We start from the raw sequence: 23,934 nt of genomic DNA, 5'->3' as shown, positions 1-23,934 counted from the left end.
TTACCGTTTATTTTTGAGGAAGTGTGACAGGTATTGTCCGACACTGCGCACCACGTTCATGGCGCCGGGGTAGTCCATGCGCAGGGGGCCCACTACCGCCAGGTGCGCGGTGGTGGTTTCATCTCCGTAGGATCCGGCCACAACGGCTGTTTCACTGAGCCCGGCGTGTTGGTTTTCACGGCCGAGAGAGACGGTGACGTTGTCGGCTGGGAGCGCGGAAAATAGGCGCAGCAGGGCAACTTGTTCTTCTAGCGCGTCTAATACTGGCACTATTGTGTGGCGAAAATCCACTCCGGACCGCGCTAGGTTAGCGGTTCCGGCCACTACTATGCGGTCATCTACTTTACGATCCGATGCTGCCGCGATGGCTTGGCTGATTGCGGTGGCAACGGGAAGCAGGGGCGTGTCCACGTCGGTCAGCACGTCGGTTTGCGCGACGACCTGCTCCAGTGGAGCGCCCACCAACTGCTGGTTGAAGTGCTCCCGAAGTTTGTGGATCTGTTCGGTGTCTGTCGCGAAGTCGGGCACTACCTGTTGGGCCACTTCCCCATCGTCTGCGATTACGATAACGAGCAGTCTGCCCGCCCCAATTGGGACCAGTTCTATGCCCACGAGGTTCGCGCTCACGTGCTGGGGGTACTGGACGATCGCGACTTGCCGGGTGAGGTGCGAGAGGAGGCGCACGGTGCGGTCTACGACATCGTCTATATCTGCGGCGTCCGTTAGGAACACCTCTAGGGCGCGCCGTTCGGGCGCGGACAGTGGTTTGAACTCCGCAAGTTGGTCTACGAACAACCGGTAGCCTTTAACCGTTGGGATCCGCCCAGCGGAAGTGTGCGGTTGGAAGATTAGGCCTTCTTCTTCCAAGATTGACATGTCGTTGCGGATGGTTGCGGGTGACACCCCAAGGTCGTATTTGCGCGCCAGCATCGCGGAGCCTACTGGTTCGCGGGTAGAGACATAGTCGGACACAATTGCCCGCAGCACGTCTAACCGTCTTGCGTGCGTGCTCATGGTCAACCCCCTCCGAACGCATAGCACTCTTACCTTCCGAGTGCTAACCTTACCGCGCTCAGTGATAGATCGCGAACGCCGCCGCCAGTTTTGCGCTAACAGTGATCGCTCATGGATTAGTCTAGGGGCTATGTTTGACCGTTATGGATCCGATGTTCTGCGCTCTGACCCGCACCGCGCTAACGTGGCCGAGCCGCATCCGCTCCCCGCGGACCGAGGCCTAGTGGTTGAGGTTCCAGCGGACGGTTTCGTGGGCGCGGTCGTGCGCGTAGAGAAATCCGGGGGCGTGCACCTAGTTGAGTTGGAGGACCGGCGCGGCAGGCTCCGCTCGTACCCCCTTGGGAAGGGTTTTTGGGTGGATGGCAAACCGGTTGAGCTCACTGCGCCTCAGGGAAAGAGGAACGGGCAGGGGAAAGAGCAGGCGCAGCCGGGTCGGACGGCGTCTGGTTCCCGCGCTGCGCACCTGGAGCGGGCGCGCGTAGCCAGGGCCTCCCGCATCTACGTAGAAGGTAGCCACGATGCGGAACTGGTGGAAAAAATCTGGGGGGACGACCTGCGTTTCGAAGGGGTCGTAGTGGAGTTTTTGGAAGGCGTCGACCACCTGGAGGATCTTCTTGAGGTGTTTGGCCCCACGCGGTCCCAGCGGGTGGGCGTGATGGTGGATCACCTGGTTGCCGGTTCGAAAGAAACCCGGATTGCAAAGCGAGTTATGGAGCGGTGGCCCGATGCGGTCCTGGTGCTCGGACACCCGTTTGTGGACGTGTGGCAGGCGGTGAAACCGCAGCGGGTAGGCTTACGAAAGTGGCCTGATGTGCCGCGCGGCGTGGATATTAAAACTGCCTCGTTAAAAGCACTTGGTTTAGCACATGAAACCCGCGAAGATGTGGGCAGGGGCTGGCAGGCTATTCTCGCTCAAGTGCGCGACTACCGGGACCTCGAGGCGCCACTGCTCGGATGCGTGGAAGCACTGATCGACTTCGTTACTGAACCGGGCACTAAGTAGCGCAACTCAGCATCGCGGAACACGCCTCTGGCGCCACCTGGACCGCACCCAACGTTAATCTGTGCAACCCCGGCCCAATGGAAAGTCCGGATGCAGCTAAAACCCCGTACTTAGGGGAAAGCCTGCGCTAGGGGGTGAGCACGCGCGTTACGTAATCCGCTAGCAGCCTGCCCCGCAGGGTCAATACCGCGCGGCCGTTCTCTACCTGCGCCGGGTCAACTAATCCATCGCCCACGAGCTCTTGTACGCGCCCGCGCAGTGGCCTGGGAATCTCGGTGAGGGCTAACCCGTCTGCGGTGCGAATATTGAGCATGACGCGCTCCAACAACTCGTCCTCAGCCGTTAGTTCTTCACTCCCCGCAGCCGGCTCTCCGGCCGCTAGTGAATCCGCCCACGCCCGCGGGTGTTTGCGGTTCCACCAGCGGGTCGTACCCAGATGAGAGTGTGCGCCCGGGCCCACTCCCCACCAGTCCGCGTTTTTCCAATACGCGAGGTTATGCACGGACGCGTGCGTCAGGTCCGTTTGGCCGCGAGTTTCACCGGGCTCTAGTTTCGCCCAGTTAGAAATCTCGTACCACGCGTACCCGTTGGCGCTGAGCATCCGGTCTGCAATCTCGTATTTCGCGGCCTCGTCATCGGGATCTGGCTGCGGCAAATCCCCCTTGCGCACTAGGCGCCCCATCTTAGTGCCGGGTTCAATCACCAGGGCGTATGTGGAAATGTGATCCGGCTGCGCCGCCAAGGCGGTCTCTATACTGCACTGCCAATCTTCCAGACTCTCCCCCGGGGTGCCGTAGATCAGATCTAAAGACACGTCCAGACTGGCCTGCTGCCCCGCTTGCACGAGGCTGGGAATACGGTCCGGGTCGTGCGTGCGATCCAACGTATCCAACACGTGTTTGACCCCCGACTGCATCCCCATCGAAATCCGGTTCACGCCCGCGGCCGCGATCCTGTCGAACCGCTGCGCATCCACAGTATCCGGGTTGGCCTCAAGCGTAATTTCCGCATCCGCAGCCACCGGGATGCGCGTCGCCACATAGTCCAAAATAACCTGCAGATGGCTACTGTCCAGTAAAGACGGGGTGCCGCCTCCAAAAAAAATGGAACAAACCGGCCGGTGCTCAAAGGGGGCCAGGGTGCGGGCGGCCAGGTCAATTTCGGCCAAAACCGACTGGTGGTACGAATCCAAATCCGCGCCCGCACCGAAACCGCGCGTGTACGTGTTGAAGTCGCAATAACCACACCGCACCGTACAAAACGGAACGTGAATATACAGCGCTAAATCGCGACCGGGTTCGATGCTGCGTGGGGATACGGAAAAAGTCACCGCTCTACGCGCACTCCCACAACGTCGCGGGCTACCCGGCCCGCTTCCACTCCCCGGGTTTCAAACCGCGTGCGAATCCGATCCGCGAACCGCGGTGCAAACCCACCGTGCGCACCCCGCGGATCCTGCTCTGCAACGCGCTCACCCGCATACGGGTTTTCAAACCACGCGCTAGCTTCCACCACGTCCCGCATCTGCCACGCGTAATCCGGCCAGTCCGTAGCTAGCCGCCACACCCCACTATCTTGCAGCAAACGCGCCACGGTACCAGCAAACTCCTCGTTCACCAACCGGCGTTTGCGATGCCGGGCTTTGCGCCACGGGTCTGGGAAGAACGTCCACACCTCCCGCGCGCACGCCTCCGGCAGCAAGGTCGGAAGTGCCTGCGCGGCGTCGGCCTCCACCAGCCGGAGGTTATGCACGCCCTGCCGCACGGCCCGCGCCACTGTTTTCGCCAACCCCGGGCGCCACACCTCAAGCCCTAGACAGTTCACATCCGGGTGCGCTTGCGCGTACGCAACCAACTGCTCCCCGTTCCCGGTCCCCACCTCTACTATGAGCGGGGCGACGCGGGCGAAAAGCACCTGTGGATCTAACTGGAACTGCGGATCCACCGTGGTCAGACCCCCATCGCGCGGCACGTGCGCAACGTACTCCTCCGCGTGCTCGGCCCACACGCGTTCCATCGCATCATGTAAAGGCCGCCCACGCCGGGCAAACGATTTGGTTCGAGCCGGGTACTTTATATCCACACTACTTCCCCGCAGATTTACCAGACTTACCGGTCGGCGCATCCGAAGTCAGGGCCGCGATGAACGCCTCTTGCGGCACGTCGACCCGCCCAATCGCCTTCATCCGCTTCTTGCCTTCCTTCTGCTTTTCCAACAGCTTCCGTTTACGCGAAATATCGCCGCCATAACACTTCGCCAGCATGTCCTTGCGCAACGCCCGAATCGTCTCGCGAGCAATCACCCTTGAGCCAATCGCGGCCTGTACCGGCACTTCGAACTGCTGGCGGGGAATCAGTTCCTTCAGCTTCTTCGTCATCATCACGCCGTACTGGTAGGCACTGTCGCGGTGGACGATCGCCGAGAACGCATCCACCTGCTCGCCGTTCAGCAAAATGTCCACCCGAACCAAGTCTGCTGCCTGCTCACCCGCACTGTGATAATCCAAAGAAGCGTACCCGCGGGTGCGGGATTTCAACTGGTCGAAGAAGTCGAACACGATTTCGGCAAGTGGCAGCGTGTAGTGGATCTCCACGCGATCTTGCGACAGGGACTCCATGTTTTTCATGTCCCCGCGCCGGTCTTGACACAGTTCCATTACCCGCCCCACGTAGTCCGAAGGCGTGAGGATCGTGGCATCCACAATCGGTTCGCGCACCTGCGCGATCTTCCCGTCTGGAAACTCCGACGGGTTCGTCACTTCAACCGTCGTCCCATCTTCAGCCACCACGTCATAAATCACGTTCGGCGCGGTGGCGATAAGCGCGAGGTCGAACTCGCGTTCAAGCCGCTCTCGGATGATCTCCAAGTGCAGCAACCCCAAGAAGCCGCAGCGGAATCCAAATCCAAGTGCCGCAGACGACTCGGGTTCAAAAGTGAGGGACGCGTCGTTCAACTGGAGTTTCTCAAGCGCCTCCCGCAGCACCGGGAAGTCCGATCCGTCAATCGGGTAGATGCCCGAGTACACCATTGGGAGGGGTTCTTCGTAGCCCGGCAGGGGTTCATCCGCGCCCCGCACCACGGTGGTGACAGTGTCCCCCACTTTCGACTGGCGCACGTCTTTCACCCCGGTAATTAGGTACCCTACTTCCCCCACGCCCAGACCTTTGGTACCGGTTGGTTCCGGGGAGATAACCCCCAGTTCCAACACCTCGTGATGCGTGCCGGTGGCGAGCATCCGCACCCGCTCGCGGGGTTTCAGTTCCCCGTCGACCACCCGGATGTAGGTCACGACCCCGCGGTAAATGTCGTAAACACTGTCGAAAATCAGTGCGCGCGCTGGTCCGTCGCCACCCGTTGGCGCTGGGATGCGTTCAATGATCGCGTCCAGCAGCTCCTCTACTCCCGCCCCAGTTTTCCCAGACACCTGGAGGATATCGCTCGGATCACAGCCGATGAGTTGCGAGATCTCTTCCGCGTGTTTTTCTGGCATCGCGCCCGGCAGGTCGATCTTATTGAGCACGGGGATTATCTCGAGGTCGTGTTCCATCGCCAGATAGAGGTTCGCCAGTGTTTGCGCTTCAATCCCCTGCGCTGCGTCGATTAACAGCACCGCTCCCTCGCACGCGGCGAGTGAGCGGGATACCTCATACGTAAAATCGACGTGACCAGGCGTGTCAATCATATTCAACGCGTACGCGTTCCCATCCACCGCCCACGGCATGCGTACCGCTTGGGATTTGATTGTGATGCCGCGTTCGCGTTCAATCTCCATGCGGTCTAGGTACTGGTCACGCATTAGGCGTTGCTCCACGATTCCGGTTAGCTGCAACATGCGGTCCGCGAGCGTGGACTTCCCATGATCAATGTGTGCTATGATGCAGAAGTTTCGGATCCACTTCGGATCCGTTCGTCCCGGTTCAATAGACTTTAACTGCCCATCCGTAACTTGAGGCAACTGACCCCACCTTTCACTACTGCTGTGCGCAATTGTTGCATGCACTCACGGATTTACCGAATTCCCTCGCCCTTTTGATCATATTTCGCCCGCCACTCGCGGTACCACCGGTGCGCCAGGTCCAGTACCTGCGTATGCCATTCGTCGAGTTTTTCTGCCTCCGGCCCTTCATATTCCTGAGGCACCGGGGGATCTAAAGGAATAAAGCTATTCTTCGGCGGGGTCGACATGAGGGCCCAGTTCGCGAAATTTAGGATGCGTTGGTGCGACAGGCCTTCCCCAACCCAAAGCTGTGGTTTCGTGACTTGCTGGTGGCGGATTTGCGCGAGGGTAACCCCCTGTTTTTGCGCTTTGCGGTCAAGATGCCCCACGTACCAGCGGGCGAGCCCGTAGCCGACCAGCAGCAAGCCAGCTGCGCCGTACAGCACGATGCGCAATCCCACTAATGCGGCGCTAGTTGTGGGCCCCACAAAGAAGAAACCACAGAATACGAGCAAGCAAGCGAATATCCACAGCCAGTGCTGGTTTGTTTGAATTCGCTGTGCCCGATCCGCCATGGCTTGTAGTTGTGCGCGAGCCCGGTCTTCTTCTTCCGTTAGCACTTCCCGTTCCCAGGCGGATGCGATCACCTCGTATGCGCCCGCGAGCGCGAACGCGCGTTTACTCCATTCGGTGAACGCGAGTCCGTCGGCGTCTTCTAGCCACTGTGCGTACTCACGCATTTCCGATGGGGTGCGTTGGTAGCGTGCTTCCCACAGTTCTTTTGACCATTCCCGGCCTCGCTGCAGGATTGTTGCGGTCAGTGGGTCGTTGCGCAGCCCGATTGGAGAATCAATAGTAATTCCCGGTGTGTACACGACCTTTAGGGCGGAACGCACCGCGGGGATTGACACTGCTTCCATTCCGAGGCCTCCTTGTGTTTCGCTGACTCTTAGCTGTTTTCTAGCCGCTGGTTTCTAGTTGCCGATTGCTCGCTGCAAACCGTTTTGTCCTGCAAAGCAAGACGTTTCGTTTTGCAACGCAAACTTTTCTGCCTACCGGCGCGCGTTGTGTAGTTTCGCAAGACGGTTTTTGTTCTTGAGGTGCTGTCCGCTCCATTCGGTTTGGGGTAAACGCGTGGGTAGCACCCACTATAGGGGGTCAAGCTGTCTTTCAGGTGGTTGAGTTAGACTGCTATCCGTCATCACCCCGGTTTGAGGCTTGGTCTCTCAGCTTTAGGTGGGGTCGGTGCGGCGAGGTAGTTCAAATCTGATGAGTCTCGTTCTCTAAGTTATGGAAGGTGAGGTTGTGCACTCGTTTGACGATCACAAGAATCCCCCGGTCCCTGTGGCTGCGAGTAATGCGCAGCAGCGGTTTACGCGCAACGCAGTTTCGGTACCGGGTCGGCTTCTGATTCGCCTGGCTTTACTTAGCGCTGGAGTGCTAGCGGTAGCGAACATGCTGGGCGCAGCGTTATATGGGGGTGCCGGCTGGTGGATTATGCTCGTCATCGCTGCCGCTGCTCTTGCATGCACCGGTTTCTTCGCTTACCGGCGGTACTCGTTGGCAAAAGCGATTGCTCGTTCGGGCCCGCGCGAAGTGGTTACCGTGGACGACTCTTCGTCTGAGCCTGCGCAGCGACTGCAGGAGGCCGCACGTCAAACTGGGGAGCGAATCGGCAGTGCACGCGCCGAATACTCTAGGCGCACCGCCCGGTTTTTTCCTCGCATCGAAGCGGCGCAGCGGAGTCTACGCCACTTATTAGCCCCCGATTACGATGCGCAGTGGCTCAACCAGGATTTCCGCTACACGCTGGCGTCTTTTGTGCTGACCGCCGTGTCTATTCCAATCACGGGTGCGCTAACACTTATCACTGCGGTGGGGTTGCTGATCGCCTCTATCGGTTAACGAAACGGGTCCGGCTTAGTGAAGTAGCGGTAGTTAGCGCTACGGGCCTGTTAAGTAAAGGAGCGGAATTGTTATCTGCTATTTTCCTGGGCAATTACGTTCCGGTGCTACGGGTTAAGGTGAGCACCTTCACTTGTTTTGACGCGGATCCCACTATCAAGCAAGAGGCGTTTACTGGTAGAGTTAATGACTGAATTCTGGACCTGGTCGGGTTCCGGGATGAGGTTGGGTTTTTCGCGCTCGAGTGTCCCCCACTTTTAGTCCAAGACCCAACGCGCCCTCACCGACCCTGTAATCGACAAAAGAGAGTGTAAACACTGTGGCAAACATTAAGTCTCAGATTAAGCGCAACAAGACGAACGAGAAGCGTCGTCTACGCAACCAGTCTGTTAAGTCTGAGTTGAAGACCTACGTGCGTCGCACGCGCGAGGCGATCGCGGCTGGTGATCAGGAGGCCGCGCAGGAAGCTCTGCGTGCGGCAGGCCGGAAGCTCGACAAGGCAGCTTCCAAAGGTGTTATTCACAAGAACCAGGCTGCTACCCGCCAGTCAAAACTGGCCAAGCAGGTTAACGCTATGTAACGTCGGCGCCATAGCGCCTGGTAAAAGTGTTCTAACACAGCTTGTGAGATTCTGGTTCACGCGCAATCGCGGAATCGGATCAGACACGTGAAGAAAAAGAGCGGGATCGTCCCGCTCTTTTTTCATACCCCTGCTCCTCTTCACATGCGCACGCGCCCACTGATAGTTTTCATCCGCACTCGTCTTCACATGCGCACGCGCCCACTGATAGTTTTCAGCATGCATTCGAGGGCGTAATGCGGATCTTTAGATGCGCCCTTAACCTCATGATCTGCTTTCGCAACCGCGTTGACGGCCTGGGCTAACCGGGTTTCATTCCACCCGCGGAGTTCGCGCGCGGCCCTGTCGATTTGCCATGGCGCCATCTTCAACTCACGCGCTGTGGGACGCGGCCGCACTGACACTTTCGCGAGCTGACGGATCTTCATGGCCGCCGCACCCGTGAGCGCCGCGGGGGCGATTCCCTGCGCCAAAGCCGACCGCAACAAAAGGAGTGATCTAGCCAGATTTCCCGACACCGCCGCGTCTACCACGGCAAACCCCGTGGTCTCGACCTTTCCTGCCTGATATCGGCGCACATCTGCCTCGGTTATCGTTCCGTTTACGTCCGCTAGGAGCTGGTGGGTCACGGCCACTAGTTCCGCTACGTCCGATCCGAGGGCGTCGACTAGCATCTGCACGGCAGAACGCTCGATTTTACGCCCTTGTGTCTGCACTTCCGATTCAATGAACGCCATTTTGTCGCGCAGCCGTGTCATCGCGGGCGCCTCATAGGTGGGGACCTGGGCTTTCGAAAGCAGGTCGAGAAGTTTCCGCTTACCGGTTTTCCCGTTGTGGCGATACACCACCGTGGTGTCCGCGAGCGGTTGTTCCAGGTATTGCGCCGTGTCAGTCACGAGGGACGGTGGGTAGTCCTGCGCGTCATCTACCAGGATGAACCGTGGTTCCTCAAATAGGGAGGGCGAGGTGCGGATCTGTAACTGACCGCCTTCGTAACGGGGCGCGTCAAGGGTTTGCACGTCAAGATCCGGATTCTTCTTGAGCGCTTGTCCGCGCAGGTTCGCCACCGCGCGGTCGCCCAATAAGGGTTCTTCGGATTTAACTAAAACTACCGGTGCCAGACGCGCAGCAGTCCAGTTTTGCGCCCCTGTTTTCTTCCGTGCCATGGTTAAAACAATGCCACACCCCCCAGTTTTTTTCGAACCCGCTGGCGCCGGGATGGATGCACCAGCCCTTGATATTGGGGTTTTCGCACTGGATGGTTGACACCGGGGGTTTTGGCACTGGATGGTTGACGCCGGGGGTTTTGGCACTGGATGGTTGACGCCGGGGGTTTTGGCACTTCGTGGCCGGGCAGTGTTTATGGTGCGCTGTTGCGCGCCACTTCTCGTAGTCTGAAGGGGAAGGTTGTTTTTCGGATACTTACGAGGAGGAGTTATGACGAATCAACCAGGGCTTTTTCAACTACCGCTGCTCGATGGCGGGCAAATATACTCGTCTGGTTTAGGCACCTACCCGCACATGGGGTTGAAAGGTGTGGAGTTGTTTACGCAGGCTTTGCGCGATGGTCACCGCCTGGTCGATACGGCTGCTCAGTACAATAATGAGGCCGCGTTGGGCGAGGCTATCAAGCGGTCCCAGGTGGCGCGGTCGGACTTGTTTGTGCAAACAAAAATTGCTGGGGGTGATCAGGGGGAGGCGACCCGCACGGGGTTGGAGGAGTCGTTGCGTCGCCTGCGGTTAGAGTACGTGGATCTGACGCTTATTCACTGGCCTAACCCCTCACGTGGCCTGTACCTGCGCACCTGGGAGGAGTTGATCAAGCTGCGTGAGGAAGGGAAAACGAAGCACATTGGGGTGTCGAATTTTCTTCCCAGCCAGATTGATGAGTTGATTGAGCACACTGGGGTTTGCCCGGTGGTGAACCAGATTCAGTTGTCAGCGGTGATTCAGCAGCGCAGTGCCCGGGACTATCACCGTTCTAAGCAGATTGTTACGCAGGCGTGGCGGCCTCTGGGCCCCGGTGAGGATCTGTTGACGCAGCATTTAGTGGTGAATATTGCGCAGCAGGTGGGGCGGTCTCCCGCGCAGGTTGTGTTGCGGTGGGCACTGCAGTGCGGGGTGGTTCCCCTGTCGGTGTCTTCGAAACCGGAGAGGAATCGGGAAAACCTTGCGATTTACGATTTCTCTCTTTCGGATGCGCAGATGGATGCGTTAGCGCTGTTGGATACGGGTGGTCGGTTTGCGCGTGATCCAATGGTGCATGAGGAGTGGTGAGCGCCCGCGGTAACGCGCCCACACCCACCATCCGATCGGCACAGCTACCACTGTGATGACGCATGCAATTCGCGCGCTGTTTCCTTGCAAGCTGGCGTGAGGAAGCTCGGCAAGCAGGGTTGTTACCTGGATAATCCATTGGGCACTCCAGCTCGCCAGGTGGGCGGTCGCGGTGCTGAGTGCGGGGATTGGGCAAATGAAAGCCAGTAATCCCAAGAGTGTGGTGGGGGCTACTGCGGGTGCCACGAGGATGTTCGCTGGGATTGCGAATAGTGGGTACGTGCCGGTCATGGTGAGTAGGAGCGGAGTGGTGAACACTTGAACTGCGAGCCCCACGGCGAACAAACCGCAGATGCGCCCCAGTATGCCGGAGGATTTGACTCTTCCCTGGGCCGCGGCGGTTCGTTCGCGTTCGAGTACGAACAGCACGGCAACTGTTGCGCACACTGATAGTGCGAAGCCGTAGCTGCGGGCCAGCCATGGGTTTATGATGAGCCAACAAATCACGGTGGCGCATAGTGAGCTCAATGACTGGCCAGTTCGTCCCAGTTGTGATCCGACCGTCACTGCTAGGCACATGGTACCGGCGCGCACGAGCGATGGCTGCAGCCCCACTACGCTAACGAGCATCAGCAGTGCCCCGAGCATAGTGGTGGCTTTTATCTTCCCCCGCCCGGGGATTAGTAGATTTATTGTGGCAAGAATTATTCCCAGGTGCGTGCCGGAAATCGCGGTGAGGTGGGTGGTGGAGGTGGTGCGCATAGCGGCCCCGGTTTCGGTTGACAGCATGCTGGAGTCACCAATGCTCATGCCCGCGATGAGGCCCCGCTGGTCCGGTGTGAGGGCCTTTGTGTTCTGTTCCAGTGCGGCGCGCAGCTGAGCGCGAATCCCCGTGTCCGGAAGCGGTTGGAGCGCGGTGGGTTTAATAATCCCATAAGTTGGTGCAGCGCCGAAAGAACGCAGCACGCCGCACGTGCGAATTGCGTCGCCGGCGTGCACAGGTGGGCGGGTTTTCGTTGACAAAACCACTTGTCCGCGTGCTGCCCTCAAATCTACCGCGGTCAGCCACGTCGAATACTCCGTTTGTTTTGGGTTCTGTGCAGCTCCGTGAACGCACACTCGTTGTCCATTGGCGTGGTACAAGGGATTATTCATGTAAGTAGTTGCGGTGAGCGTGCCGCTGAGGGCCGTGGCTAGGAAACAAAACCCGCTGAGTACGCCCAGTAAGGACGCGGATCCAGTTGGGTATCGGGCGTGTTTTCCGCGCCGGGCAAACGGCCGCACCCCGATTATTACCGAGCTGATCAGTACCACCAGGGTGAGGGCAACGACCTGTGCACGCCCGTCCGATAGTGTCGCGGTGATTCCGTATGCGGCTCCTGCCCACGCGCTCGCGGCTGGTAGCAGGAGCCGCAGGTCCACATACCGACGGTAGGTTACGGGCACAACTGTTCCTTGAGGGATTCAAACTTTTTTGGTCCAATCCCGCTAACGTTCTGCAGGTCCTGTGGTGAGCGCAGCGGGTTCGACGCCCGGTAGTCAAGGATGCGTTTAGCCAGTGCCGGTCCAACCCCGTTGAGAGTTTGCAAGGTAGCCTCATCTGCCTGCTGAATGTTTACGCATCCCGCGCCCGCGTTCCCAGTTGGACCGGCCGACGCTCCTCCCATTCCGGCCGCCGCCGCAGCCGGAGGCGCTTCCCCAACTTTCGCTACGTGCAAGTGTTCGCCATCACTTAGGGGTTTAGCTAGGTTGACAGAGCTAAGGTCGGCTTTTTCTGCAAGCCCGCCGGCCGCATCGACGGCATCAACTCCGCGGCTACCCGCTGGAATTTTCACCACTTTTGGGGTTTTCACCGCGCCCGATACTTGCACGACCATTGTGCCAGACGCCGACCCGCTCGGCCCCACGCCTGGTTCTGAGCTCTGAGCTGAAGCTTGCGCCGCGGGCCCCGATACCTGTGATTGGTCACTGTCAGCTTGCCCGCTAGAATCGGCGTCCTTACCGGTGGTCGACGCACCGTCCGCATCACCGTCTGCACGTGAACTTTGACTGAACCCACCGGTCACGAACACGAGCACGAGTGCGATACACAGCACTGTAACGAGCGCGATAGCCGCCAGTGGCGACGGGAGGAACCGCAGCAGGGGCCGCTGCACTGCGTGCGAAGCCGTGAGGTCCGCGCCCTCACGGTGCCGGGCGTAAACACGTTCACGCAGTTGCGCTAGTTTCGAAGGATCGTAGTCCATAGTTCATATTCTGCGGCTCTGACGGTTGTTTGCGCGCGCCCCATCACCTGGTTGTGGATAGAGTGTTTTGTATCGAAACTGTGTAAGTAATTCGTCCACAGGTAAGGAGACACACATGCGCATCGGGTTTATTGGCAGCGGCAACATGGTTGGTGCTATCGCTTCTGGAGCCGTACAGTCTGGCACGGTATCCGGCGAAGACGTGTGGCTCACCGACCGGTCCGGGAAGAGTGCCCCCGCGCTAGCGAAACGCATTGGCGCTCACGCGGCCAAGTCAAACAGCGAGTTGGCAAAGACGTGCGACCTCATTGTCCTGGGAGTAAAACCCGCTGGGATCACCGCGGTAGCAGACGAGATTGCGAAGTCCCTCACGAGCGAAAAAACAGTTATTTCACTGGCAGCGGGAATTAAAACCAGCACTATTGAAGATCATGTGGGTAACGTGCCGGTGGTGCGCGTAATGCCTAACGTGAACGCGCAAATCGGGCAGTCCATGACGGGGATTGCTGCTGGTAAACACGCGGGTGATGAACAGGTGGCGAAGGCGGAAGAACTAATGGGCGCTGTGGGCAAGACGATGGTGGTGGAAGAAAACCAGTTCGCGGCATTTGCTGCGCTCGCGGGATGTTCACCGTGCTGGCTGTACGCCATCGTCGACGCCCTGGCCCGCGCCGGGGTTAAACACGGGTTGGGTAAGGACGCTGCTACTCGGATCGTGGCGCAGGCAATGCTGGGTTCCGCAGCGCTCGTGCAGGCAGAATTACAGGAAGGGCAGATTCCGGCGAACTTGATGGATCGGGTGTCCTCACCAGGGGGCACCACGATTGCCGGATTGTTGGCGGCGCAAGAAGCTGGGTTGGCGCCGGCGCTGGTGAAAGCAGTCGACGCCGCGGTAAAACGCGACAACGAACTCGGGTAAACAACCCCGCTCCCCCAAGTAGGCCCGGCCGCTAGATTGGATAACCCGGCCCTGTACTCGGGTAAATGCGGGCACTGAGTTGGGTAAATGCGCCCGCCAGTTGGAGGAATACGCCGAGTTGGAGGAATAGAGGCACTTGTGCATATTGGGGTGCTGTTTGCACCGTCGCAGGCAGCACCCCGTGTCTCACCACTACCCCATTTGACGTCTCAAGTTTTGAAACAGGGGTAACGCGGCTTCATTTCACCCCGTACAGTTGAAGCATGCGTAAGTTTGAGTTTCAGTGGCGATGGCGTAGCAGTTCCTTTAATGCTGCTGCCCGCTGGCGTGGGTAAGCACGCATTCAGAACCTTCTTCAAACTTTAATCTTTTCCCCGCAGCTTTTTCGCAAGGCTTTCTGCAGCACTTAAATGTCCGCACACCCAAGCATGGATTGCGCTAAAAACTGGTGCTAAAGCACGTTTCCTGAGCGGAAAACGCTTGCGAACGTAAATGGCGCTGCACCCGGTGAATATCACCAACTGCGCTAAGAACACCTTTACTTAACACACGCGTCTGTACAGCACGCTTAAGACTACACGCCAAAGGAAAACGAATGACTACTACAACTGGACGTTTTGGCATTCACGGAGGCCAATACATACCAGAGGCCCTCATGAATGCCGTCACCGAACTCGAGCAGGCATACAACTATTACAAAGAAGACCCCGGATTCAACGCGGAGCTGAAAGCACTGTTGGATGATTACGCGGGCCGCCCGTCCCGGCTGTACTTCGCGCGTAACCTCACGCGGGAACTGGGTGGGGCAAAGATTTACTTGAAACGCGAAGACCTGAACCACACTGGGGCACACAAAATCAACAACGTGCTCGGACAGGCGTTACTTGCGAAGAAAATGGGGAAAACTCGTTTGATCGCAGAAACTGGGGCGGGTCAACACGGGGTCGCGACCGCTACGGCAGCGGCCCTGTTCGGTATGGACTGCGTTATCTACATGGGCGAACAGGACACGCGCCGACAAGCTTTGAACGTGTATCGCATGCGGCTTTTGGGCGCGCGAGTGGTGCCCGTAACTGCGGGTACCGCGACGTTGAAGGATGCCGTGTCTGCGACCATGCAAGAATGGGTCGCGAACCTGGAAGATACGCACTATTGCTTAGGCTCTGTGATGGGGCCGCATCCGTTCCCAACCATGGTGCGCGATTTCCAAGCGGTGATTTCGCGCGAAATTAAGGCGCAGCTTTTCGCGGCCGAAGGGTGTTTGCCAGACGCGGTGCTGGCGTGTTTCGGTGGGGGCTCCAACGCGATTGGCGCGTTTTATCATTTCATTTCTGATCCGAGTGTGCGTCTTATTGGTTGTGAGGGCGCGGGGCGCGGTGTTGATTCGCCCGATACCGCGGCCACGCTGACCACCGGGTCGGTGGGGATTTTTCACGGCATGAAATCGTATTTCTGCCAGGATTCCGCGGGCCAGATCCGCCCTGTTTACTCCATTTCCGCGGGCTTGGATTACCCCGGGGCGGGGCCGGAACACGCGTACCTAAAGGATGTGGGCCGGGCCGAGTACGTGCCAGTGGAGGATGAGGATGCCGTGGCGGCATTTGAGTATTTGTCGCGCGTTGAGGGCATTATTCCCGCGATTGAGTCCGCACACGCGGTCGCGTATGGAATGAAACTCGCTCCCACGATGGAACAAGATCAGATTATTGTGATTAACCTGTCGGGCCGCGGCGACAAGGACGTGGCGGCGATCGCTCGTTACCGCGGGGAGGATATCCATGAATAACACTCGTATTAAAACAGCCTTTGACTGCGGGAAAGCGTTCGTGCCGTGCGTGACGGCCGGATATCCTTCCCTTGAGGACACGGACCGCGTGGTTCGTGCTGCCGTGGCAGTGGGCGCGGATCTGGTGAAGATAGCGGTGCCGTTTTCCGACCCGACTGCGGAGGGGCCAATCATGCAGCGGGCGTGCGCAGCAGCGCTCGAATCAGGCACGCGCACCGACGATGTCCTGGACCTCGTGGCGGACCTGCGTGCAGACGTGTCCGTCCCGATAGTACTGTCAACCTATGCCAACGTCCCATTTTGCTACGGAACGCAGCAGTTCTTGAATCGGTGTCGCGAGGTGGGGGTAGATGGGCTCGTGATTCCCGATGTTCCTCTGGAGGAAAGCGCGGAGTTCGCACCGCAGTGTGCGGCTAGTGGAATCGCGCTGATCAGAACGGTTGCGCCAACGTCGAAGAACCGCATTGAAGCTATTGCCTCGGGGGCGCCAGGTTTCATTTACGTCATGGCCTCCCTCGGCGGGGCGGGGATCCAAGCGGATACCGCAAAGAATGTTGAGGCGATGCTTCAGGAAGTCAGGTCCCATACCGATATCCCGTGTGTTGTGGGGACGGGCATCACCACCCCTGAGCAGGCTCAGCAGCTGGGGTCACTGGCAGACGGGATCGCGGTCGGGTCAGCACTAATGGAACTAGTGGGCAAGACCGACCCGGAGCACCTTGAGGAATCGGTTGGGCGCTACGTTACGCAGATGAAAGCGGCGCTATAAAACCAGCGCTGTGAAAAAAGCGATGAAAGCGGCGCTATGAGAACAGAGTTGTGAAAACAACGCTGTGAGATTAGCGCGATGAAATCGGTTGCGCGTCTAGGGGGTAAAAGTTGGTAAGATTGGCAGCGCGTATCCTTTTGCGGTATGCGCACCAGGTTTATCCGACGTAGAGGAAGAGATCGACACGGTAATGTCCGCATCACAATCTAAGATACAGCGCACACTCCCCGCTCCCACGGTTCCCGATCGGGTGAGCGCAGATGGGTTAGAAGAAAAGTGGTCGACGCGTTGGAATGATTCGGATGTGTATGCGTTCAATGAGGACGTGGACCGCTCGCAAGTGTTTTCAATAGACACTCCTCCCCCAACTGTGTCGGGTTCTCTGCACGTGGGTCACGTTTTTTCTTACACGCACACGGACACGCTCGCCCGCTACCAGCGCATGCGTGGTAAGTCCGTGTTTTACCCCATGGGTTGGGATGACAACGGTCTTCCTACGGAGCGTCGGGTACAGAATTACTACGGGGTTCGGTGCGATCCGTCTTTGCCTTACGATCCGAGTTTCACACCCCCTCATGAGGGTGGGACGGGTAAATCTATTAAAAACCGCGACCAAGTCCCGATTTCTCGTAAGAATTTCGTGGAGTTGTGCGAGCGGCTCACGGTTGAGGATGAGAAGTCGTTTGAGGCCCTGTGGCGGCGGCTTGGCTTGTCGGTAGATTGGGATCACAACTACCAGACAATTGGGAAGCGGGCGCAGAAAGTAGCGCAGGCCGCGTTTTTGCGTAACTTGGCGCGGGGGGAAGCGTATCAAGCGCAGGCACCGGGACTGTGGGACGTGACGTTCCAGACGGCGGTGGCGCAGGCTGAGTTGGAGGCGCGCGAGTACCCGGGTCACTACCATGCGTTAGCGTTCCACAAGCCGGATGGGGCGGACGTCTTGATTGAGACGACGCGTCCGGAACTGCTTCCGGCTTGCGTTGCCTTGATTGCGCACCCGGATGACGCGCGGTACCAGGATTTGTTTGGGTCTACTGTGCGCTCCCCCGGTTTTAACGTTGAGGTACCCGTGCTCTCGCACCCGGCGGCAGAGATGGACAAGGGGGCGGGGATCGCGATGTGCTGTACGTTCGGTGACGTCACCGACGTGCAGTGGTGGCGCGAACTGGACCTGCCGACCCGCCCCGTGTTAGCACGCAACGGGCGGATAAAACAGGATGTGCCCGATTGGATTACCGATGAGGACGGCCGCGCCCTGTACGCCGAATGTGCTGGTAAAACCGTTTTCTCCGCCCGGAAAGTCGTGGTGGAGCACCTGGCTGAAACCGGGGAAATGAAAGGTGAACCGGAACCGACGCAGCGGATGACGAACTTCTTTGAGAAAGGCGATAAGCCCCTGGAGATTGTCACGTCGCGGCAGTGGTATATCCGCAACGGTGGGCGCGACTACACGCGACCCGGCTGTGAGGGATCGTTGAACGCGGAACTGCTGGCCCGCGGGAAGCAACTCCAGTTCCACCCGGATTACATGTCGGTTCGCTACCAAAACTGGGTGGAGGGTTTGAACTCAGACTGGTTGGTGTCCCGGCAACGATTCTTCGGGGTGCCCCTCCCCCTGTGGTACGGCGTGGATGCCGATGGTGAAGTGGATTACGACAACGTGATCACCCCGGCGGAAGAGCGTCTTCCGGTGGATCCGACCGTGGATGTGCCAGAGGGTTTCTCTGAGGACCAGCGCGGGCAAGCCGGCGGATTCATCGGGGAAACAGACATTATGGACACGTGGGCAACGTCGTCACTGACCCCTCAGATTGCAGGTGGGTGGCTGCACGATGACGCGTTGTTCGAAAAGGTTTATCCAATGGATGTGCGTCCGCAGGCGCACGACATTATTCGCACTTGGTTGTTCTCAACCGTGGTGCGTGCCCACCTGGAGTTTGACGAACTCCCGTGGAAGCACGCTACGCTTTCGGGATGGATCTTAGATCCGGACCGAAAGAAAATGTCGAAATCTAAAGGCAATGTGGTGACCCCCATGGGGCTGCTGGAAAAGCATGGTTCCGACGCGGTTCGCTACTGGGCGGCGTCCGCCCGACTGGGGGCCGACACGGCGTTTGACGAAGCGCAAATGAAGATCGGACGGCGGCTGGCGATCAAACTGCTTAATGCCTCAAAGTTCGCGTTAACTATGGGGCAGGGTGCGGATTTGGACCTCAACCCGCTGCACGTGACGGAAGATATCGACCGGGCGGTAGTTGCGCAACTGCGTGAGGTTGTGCGGCAGGCAACGGAAGCGTTCGAGGCTTTTGATCACACGCGCGCACTGTCGGTGTCGGAAACGTTCTTCTGGACGTTCTGCAACGATTATTTAGAGCTGGTGAAAGAACGCGCGTACAACCGCGACTGCGTATGGAACGCGTCGCAGGCAGTTTCGGCGCGGTGTGCGTTGACGATTGTGGTGGATACGATGGTGCGTTTGTTCGCCCCGTTCTTGCCGTTCGCCGCAGAAGAGGTGTGGTCGTGGTACCGATCTGGTTCCGTCCACACTGCACAGTGGCCCACGCTGATTGAGCTAGATGGGGTTGATGGTGATCCAAACGTGCTGCACACCGCGTCCGCAGCGTTGATTAAGTTGCGCCGAATCAAGTCCGAAAAGAAAGTGTCGCCGCGCACTCCGTATCTGAAAGTGTCTCTTGAGGTTCCTACCGCTCAGGTGGAGTTACTTGAGATGGTGCGCGAAGATCTCGCTAAAGTTACTCACGTGGAGGGTCAGATGGAGGTTGTGCCTTCGTCGGGCGATGAGATTGTGGTGAGTGATTACGAATTGGGCGTTGCCCCACCTCGGGTTAAACGCAAGAAATAGGTTTGAGGAACGGGTATATGACAGCAGAAACTGAAGCGAACTTGAGTGGTGGCACAGGTGACCAGCAGGATGTGGTCGAGTGGCACGGACCGATTTTACGCACGGTTGAACCCGAGCAGACGATCGCGCACCTAATTCGCGAACGCGTTCGCGCTAATCCGCAGGCCACGGTGGTGGCGCAGAAGTCGCAGATGGGTTCCACGTGGCGCAACGTTTCGGGCGGTGAGTTCATTGATGAGGTGGATACCGTAGCGCGCGGCCTCTTGGCGATGGGACTCAAGCGCGGGGACGCGATTGCGATCATGTCGCACACCCGCTACGAGTGGACGCTCTTAGACGTCGCGGGCTGGTCTTTGGGCCTTGTCGTTGTCCCCATTTACGAGACTTCTTCGGTGGATCAGATTGCGCATATTCTTGAGGATTCACGCGCTAAAGTAGTGTTCACTGAAACGATGGTCATGTACCAGTTGGTTCAGGCTGCACGTTCCAGTGGCGTGGAGGGCCTCAAGATTTTCTCGTTCGATAACTCGGCGATGCTGCGGGTAACAGCAGACGCTGCGGATGTACCTCAAGAACGCGTCCTGCAATGCCTGTCGGAACTAACTATCGACGACACCGCAACGATTATTTACACGTCTGGGACAACTGGGAAGCCTAAGGGAGTGGAGTTGAAGCACTCTAACTTCACGTCCCTGTGCCTAAACGGGCACGAGTGGATGCCACAGATTGCGAAGCACTCTAAGTCTCGCCTGTTGCTGTTCCTCCCACTCGCCCACGTTTACGCGCGGTTTTTGGAGGTATTCCAGCTTACCGGTGAGGGTGTGCTGGGACACACGCCGGACACAAAGAACCTGCTGTCGGACCTCGAGTCGTTCCGACCTTCGTATTTACTGGCGGTTCCTCGGGTGCTAGAGAAGATTTACAACTCCGCGCAGCAAACCGCGGGGACGGGGTTGAAGCACACAACGTTTTCGTGGGCAGCTAAAACGGCGATTGAGTACTCGCGTGCGCTCAGCACTGAAGAGGGACCTTCGCGCGTGTTAAAGACTCAACATCAGCTGGCGGACGCGCTCGTGTACCGCAAACTGCGGGACCTGCTTGGTGGCAATGTTGACTACGTCATTTCGGGTGGTGGCCCGCTCGGTGAACGGCTTGGCCACTTCTATCGCGGCATGGGGGTCACCGTTTTGGAAGGCTACGGTTTAACGGAGACGACTGCTCCCCTGGCGGTTAACACCCCCGATTTAAGTAAGATCGGCACGGTTGGCAAACCGATTGCCACTGTGAACGTGCGGATAGCACAAAACCGGGAGATCCTTGTGAAGGGCCCGTCCGTGTTCTCTGAATACCATAATTTGCCGGAACGCACCGCAGAGTCGATAGATGAGGACGGTTGGTTCCACACCGGCGACTTCGGTTCGCTGGATCGCGACGGATACTTGCGGATCACGGGTCGGTTGAAAGAGTTGATTGTTACCGCCGGTGGGAAGAACGTAGCACCGAACATTTTGGAAGACCGCTTGCGTGGACACCCGCTGATTTCGCAGGTGGTCGTGGTAGGTGATAAGCGCCCGTTCATCGGTGCACTGGTGACGTTGGATGCGGAAATGCTGCCGGGATGGTTGAAGAACCATGGTCTTCCCCCACTCACGCTGAGCCAGGCGGTGAATGAACCGGAGGTGCAAAGCGCGTTGAACCGGGCGGTGGAACGGGCTAACCAGGCTGTGTCCCGGGCTGAATCGATCCGCAAGATCAAGATTTTGACCACGGATTTTACGCAGGCAAACGGTTTACTGACTCCGTCTTTGAAAGTTAAACGCGAGCTCGTGTTGCGTCAGTTCGAAGACGAAATCAACGATCTGTACGGCGGGCCGGTTACGGACGCGCAGAACTAGCGTTCGCCTACTCCTCACCACTGCGCGGTTGCCATACTCCGCACCCTTTTGCGGTTCTTCTCGTACTGGCCGGCGCAGTTACACGACGCCCGCGAGGTGGAAAGCGTAGGCGATTGCCAGGCACACGAATAGAGATCCTATCGTTGTAATCAAAACAGCACCTTGCGCTAGTTTAACCCCAGCCCGCGCGCGCACGGCGGCTATGAAGCAGTTCTGTGCTGCAGGTAGCGCACCCATGATGGTGACGGCCATCAGTGAAGTCGATCGCAGGTCGAGAGCGTAGCCTAAACCAAATGCAGCAAGCGGTTGGACCACGAGTTTACTCACCACTGCGAGCGCGATTAGATGCCCTTGTTCAGACCGTACTCGCAGGCGTTTACCCACCATTGACGCGCCGAAAGCAATGAGCACCAGCGCGGGCGCGGCGTGCCCCAGCATTTCCGACGATTCTTTAAGCAGGGTCGGCACGCGGATACTCCACCAGGCACATGCGAATCCTACTACCGCGGCAATCACCATGGGGTTTGTCAGAACCGTTTTGGCCACCGAACAGATTGTGGGTTTACGGTCGCTAGACACGAAGTCTACGAGCACAAAAAACATGGGGGTAAATAAACCTAGTTGGAACACCATGACGGGTACCCCGTGGATTGCAGATCCCAAAACGTAAACCGCAATGGGAATCCCCACGTGGGCCGCGTTGTTCAAGGATCCGCACATGGCGCCCACCGCCAGATCCGACCCGGTTGGGCGGATAAACACGAGGCTAACTAGCACAAAGAATAACGCGGCAACGACTCCGCATCCCGCAGCGACCAGCAGAGGTTTGCCGATGACCGCCCGCACGTTCGAAGAGATGATGGTGTGAAATAGTAGTGCCGGGGTTGCAATCCAGTACACGACGTCCGTGAGGACCGCGCTGGATTCAGTGCGAATAGCCCCGGTTCGCCGTGCGAGCCAACCAACGAACATTATTATCGTGATTGCGAGGATCCCTTGAATAATTTGGCCCATACGTCAATGCTAGAAGTTTTGGGGCACTAACTCGCGCTCAGCACAGTTTTGCTGCTGGTACTCGACGGTGTTTAGCTACCGTCGGCACTACTGCGTAGACTCCCCCGCTGCTTTAATACCTCGTGGTGGCGCACCACTTCGTCGAGAATGGCGCGCAGTAGCTTCTGCGCGAACGTGGGATCTAGGTTGGATTCGCGTGCGAGCTGTTCAAACCGGCGTAGCTGCTCTGCCTCACGCTCGCGGTCTGTGGCGGGTAATCCCCTTTCAGCTTTGATCTGTCCCACCTGGTGCGTGCAGCGGAACCGTTCCGCCAGGATGTGTATAAGCGCGGCGTCCAGATTATCGATTGACTTGCGGACGCGTTCTAGTTCGTTCACGCATCGCTGCTCCGCCTTCACCCCAGTTTCCGCTTCCGGCCCGGCTTCACTACCCTCCGGTTGCCGCGCGGCTTGTGGGTCACGCACTTTGGGATTCCTCAAGCATGTCTGCACGCAATTCTAAGTCTGGTTGCGCCCCGTCGGTGACGACCGCAGAGGTCACGGTTACGCGACCGACCTCAGGCAACGACGGAACTTCAAACATGATCGGAGATAGGGTTTTCTCCAAAATGGACGATAGCGCCCGGGCCCCGGTCTTCCGAGCGTTGGCTTTGCGCGCAACTGCGGTTAGGGCCTCGTGGGTGAACTGAAGTTGTACGTCATCTAACGCAAAAAGCTGCTGGTATTGGCGCACCAAACAGTTCTTCGGTTCCGTTAGTACCCGCACGAGATCTGATTCCCCCAGGTGCGCCACCGAGGTGATCACCGGCAAGCGCCCAATGAATTCGGGAATCATCCCGTATTTGTGCAAGTCTTCAGGCGTAACTTGCTTGTAGAGGTCACCGTACTCAGCGGCGGATTTCAGGTCGGAGTTGAACCCAGTGGTGCGCCGACCCAAGCGGGCTTTCACGATCTCGTCGATGCCCGCGAAAGCACCAGCGGCGATAAAGAGAATCCCAGACGTGTCGATTTCTAAGAACTGTTGGTTCGGGTGTTTGCGCCCACCTTGCGGGGGTACGGACGCGGTGGTTCCCTCAATAATCTTCAACAGGGCTTGCTGCACGCCCTCACCGGAAACATCACGGGTAATCGACGCGTTTTCGGCTTTGCGGCCAATCTTGTCGATTTCGTCGATGTAAATTATGCCGCGTTCGGCTCGTTTGACGTCGCCATCTGCAGCTTGGATAAGTTTCAGGAGGATGTTCTCCACGTCCTCCCCCACGTAGCCTGCTTCGGTTAGCGCGGTGGCGTCAACGATCGCGAATGGTACTTCGAGCATGCGGGCGAGCGTGCGCGCCAGGTGGGTTTTCCCCGTTCCGGTGGGTCCGAGTAGGAGGATGTTGGATTTGGTGAGTTCCATATCCAGTTTCTCCCCGTTACTTTGCGCTGCGTTGAGACGCTTGTAATGGTTGTACACTGCCACGGAAAGTGCGCGTTTCGCGTCGTCTTGCGAGATCACGTAATTGCCGAGGAAATCGAAGATCTCCCTCGGTTTCGGTAGTTTCGCAAGGGGTTTACCTTCTTGGGTGGCGAGTTCTTCTTGAATGAGGTCGTTGCACAGTTCGATACATTCATTGCAAATGTATACGCCGGGCCCACCAATCAGTTTCAGCACTTGTTTTTGGCTCTTGCCGCAAAAAGAGCATTTGAGCAGTTCGCCCGAGTCTGCAAAGCGCGTCACCGGTTAC

At 58.2% G+C, this 23,934-nt stretch carries 20 protein-coding genes; 9 read left to right on the top strand and 11 right to left on the bottom strand.

The window, feature by feature from the left end; genetic code table 11:
- The gene (hrcA, locus tag CJ187_RS02235) at positions 1-1,014 is read right to left on the bottom strand and encodes a heat-inducible transcriptional repressor HrcA (RefSeq protein ID WP_102215942.1); all 1,014 of its coding nucleotides are present in this window, start codon (positions 1,012-1,014) and stop codon (positions 1-3) included.
- A gap of 130 nt (positions 1,015-1,144) precedes the next feature.
- On the opposite strand from hrcA, the gene CJ187_RS02230 reads away from it, so the two are divergent.
- Entirely contained in the window at positions 1,145-2,017 is an 873-nt protein-coding gene (locus CJ187_RS02230; RefSeq protein ID WP_102215943.1) for a DUF3097 family protein, read from the top strand.
- A gap of 127 nt (positions 2,018-2,144) precedes the next feature.
- On the opposite strand, the gene hemW is transcribed toward CJ187_RS02230, so the two are convergent.
- Genes hemW through CJ187_RS02210 form a run of 4 tightly spaced genes read right to left on the bottom strand, consistent with a single transcriptional unit; the run spans position 2,145 to position 6,874 of the window.
- On the bottom strand, positions 2,145-3,347 hold the full coding sequence (hemW, locus tag CJ187_RS02225; RefSeq protein WP_102215944.1) for a radical SAM family heme chaperone HemW: 1,203 nt from the start codon (positions 3,345-3,347) through the stop codon (positions 2,145-2,147).
- Complete coding sequence (gene trmB, locus CJ187_RS02220; protein WP_102215945.1) at positions 3,344-4,141, bottom strand: tRNA (guanosine(46)-N7)-methyltransferase TrmB; 798 nt, start codon at positions 4,139-4,141, stop codon at positions 3,344-3,346. The genes hemW and trmB overlap by 4 nt, the downstream gene beginning before the upstream one ends.
- Positions 4,101-5,972, bottom strand: a complete 1,872-nt coding sequence (lepA, locus tag CJ187_RS02215; protein WP_102215946.1) for a translation elongation factor 4 — start codon at positions 5,970-5,972, stop codon at positions 4,101-4,103. The genes trmB and lepA overlap by 41 nt, the downstream gene beginning before the upstream one ends.
- A gap of 53 nt (positions 5,973-6,025) precedes the next feature.
- Complete coding sequence (locus CJ187_RS02210) at positions 6,026-6,874, bottom strand: hypothetical protein (RefSeq protein WP_102215947.1); 849 nt, start codon at positions 6,872-6,874, stop codon at positions 6,026-6,028.
- A gap of 385 nt (positions 6,875-7,259) precedes the next feature.
- On the opposite strand from CJ187_RS02210, the gene CJ187_RS02205 reads away from it, so the two are divergent.
- The gene (locus tag CJ187_RS02205; RefSeq protein ID WP_146003052.1) at positions 7,260-7,859 is read left to right on the top strand and encodes a hypothetical protein; all 600 of its coding nucleotides are present in this window, start codon (positions 7,260-7,262) and stop codon (positions 7,857-7,859) included.
- A gap of 319 nt (positions 7,860-8,178) precedes the next feature.
- The gene (gene rpsT, locus CJ187_RS02200) at positions 8,179-8,439 is read left to right on the top strand and encodes a 30S ribosomal protein S20 (RefSeq protein ID WP_102215949.1); all 261 of its coding nucleotides are present in this window, start codon (positions 8,179-8,181) and stop codon (positions 8,437-8,439) included.
- A gap of 185 nt (positions 8,440-8,624) precedes the next feature.
- On the opposite strand, the gene holA is transcribed toward rpsT, so the two are convergent.
- A complete protein-coding gene (gene holA, locus CJ187_RS02195) occupies positions 8,625-9,605 on the bottom strand; it encodes a DNA polymerase III subunit delta (protein WP_102215950.1) in 981 nt (326 codons plus the stop codon).
- Between the two features lie 271 nt (positions 9,606-9,876).
- Between holA and CJ187_RS02190 the strand changes: the two genes are divergently transcribed.
- Positions 9,877-10,716, top strand: a complete 840-nt coding sequence (locus CJ187_RS02190; protein ID WP_102215951.1) for an aldo/keto reductase — start codon at positions 9,877-9,879, stop codon at positions 10,714-10,716.
- Here CJ187_RS02190 and CJ187_RS02185 read toward each other — a convergent pair.
- Entirely contained in the window at positions 10,654-12,162 is a 1,509-nt protein-coding gene (locus CJ187_RS02185; RefSeq protein WP_102215952.1) for a ComEC/Rec2 family competence protein, read from the bottom strand. The genes CJ187_RS02190 and CJ187_RS02185 overlap by 63 nt on opposite strands.
- Complete coding sequence (locus CJ187_RS02180; protein ID WP_102215953.1) at positions 12,153-12,962, bottom strand: ComEA family DNA-binding protein; 810 nt, start codon at positions 12,960-12,962, stop codon at positions 12,153-12,155. Before CJ187_RS02180 ends, CJ187_RS02185 begins: the two co-directional genes overlap by 10 nt.
- A 115-nt stretch (positions 12,963-13,077) precedes the next feature.
- Here CJ187_RS02180 and proC point away from each other — a divergent pair, with 115 nt between their 5' ends.
- The 5 genes from proC (at position 13,078) to CJ187_RS02155 (ending at position 21,194) form a co-directional block, all read left to right on the top strand.
- The gene (gene proC, locus CJ187_RS02175) at positions 13,078-13,881 is read left to right on the top strand and encodes a pyrroline-5-carboxylate reductase (protein ID WP_102215954.1); all 804 of its coding nucleotides are present in this window, start codon (positions 13,078-13,080) and stop codon (positions 13,879-13,881) included.
- Positions 13,882-14,476: 595 nt separating this feature from the next.
- Entirely contained in the window at positions 14,477-15,667 is a 1,191-nt protein-coding gene (gene trpB / locus CJ187_RS02170; RefSeq protein ID WP_102215955.1) for a tryptophan synthase subunit beta, read from the top strand.
- A complete protein-coding gene (gene trpA / locus CJ187_RS02165) occupies positions 15,660-16,436 on the top strand; it encodes a tryptophan synthase subunit alpha (RefSeq protein WP_102215956.1) in 777 nt (258 codons plus the stop codon). The genes trpB and trpA overlap by 8 nt, the downstream gene beginning before the upstream one ends.
- 190 nt (positions 16,437-16,626) lie before the next feature.
- A complete protein-coding gene (gene valS / locus CJ187_RS02160) occupies positions 16,627-19,299 on the top strand; it encodes a valine--tRNA ligase (RefSeq protein ID WP_102215957.1) in 2,673 nt (890 codons plus the stop codon).
- 17 nt (positions 19,300-19,316) lie between these two features.
- Positions 19,317-21,194 (top strand): AMP-dependent synthetase/ligase, encoded by a 1,878-nt coding sequence (locus CJ187_RS02155; protein WP_102215958.1) that lies wholly within the window; start codon positions 19,317-19,319, stop codon positions 21,192-21,194.
- Positions 21,195-21,272: 78 nt separating this feature from the next.
- Here CJ187_RS02155 and CJ187_RS02150 read toward each other — a convergent pair whose 3' ends face one another.
- The 3 genes from CJ187_RS02150 to clpX form a co-directional block, all read right to left on the bottom strand.
- On the bottom strand, positions 21,273-22,208 hold the full coding sequence (locus CJ187_RS02150) for an AEC family transporter (protein ID WP_102215959.1): 936 nt from the start codon (positions 22,206-22,208) through the stop codon (positions 21,273-21,275).
- A 71-nt stretch (positions 22,209-22,279) separates the two neighbouring features.
- Positions 22,280-22,606 (bottom strand): chorismate mutase, encoded by a 327-nt coding sequence (locus CJ187_RS02145; RefSeq protein ID WP_102216552.1) that lies wholly within the window; start codon positions 22,604-22,606, stop codon positions 22,280-22,282.
- Between the two features lie 58 nt (positions 22,607-22,664).
- A complete protein-coding gene (clpX, locus tag CJ187_RS02140) occupies positions 22,665-23,927 on the bottom strand; it encodes an ATP-dependent Clp protease ATP-binding subunit ClpX (RefSeq protein ID WP_102215960.1) in 1,263 nt (420 codons plus the stop codon).
- Positions 23,928-23,934 lie beyond the last annotated feature (7 nt).

It is taken from the genome of Gleimia hominis, assembly GCF_002871945.2.
GTDB lineage: Bacteria > Actinomycetota > Actinomycetes > Actinomycetales > Actinomycetaceae > Gleimia > Gleimia hominis_A.
This window is presented reverse-complemented; position numbering and strand designations above follow the sequence as displayed.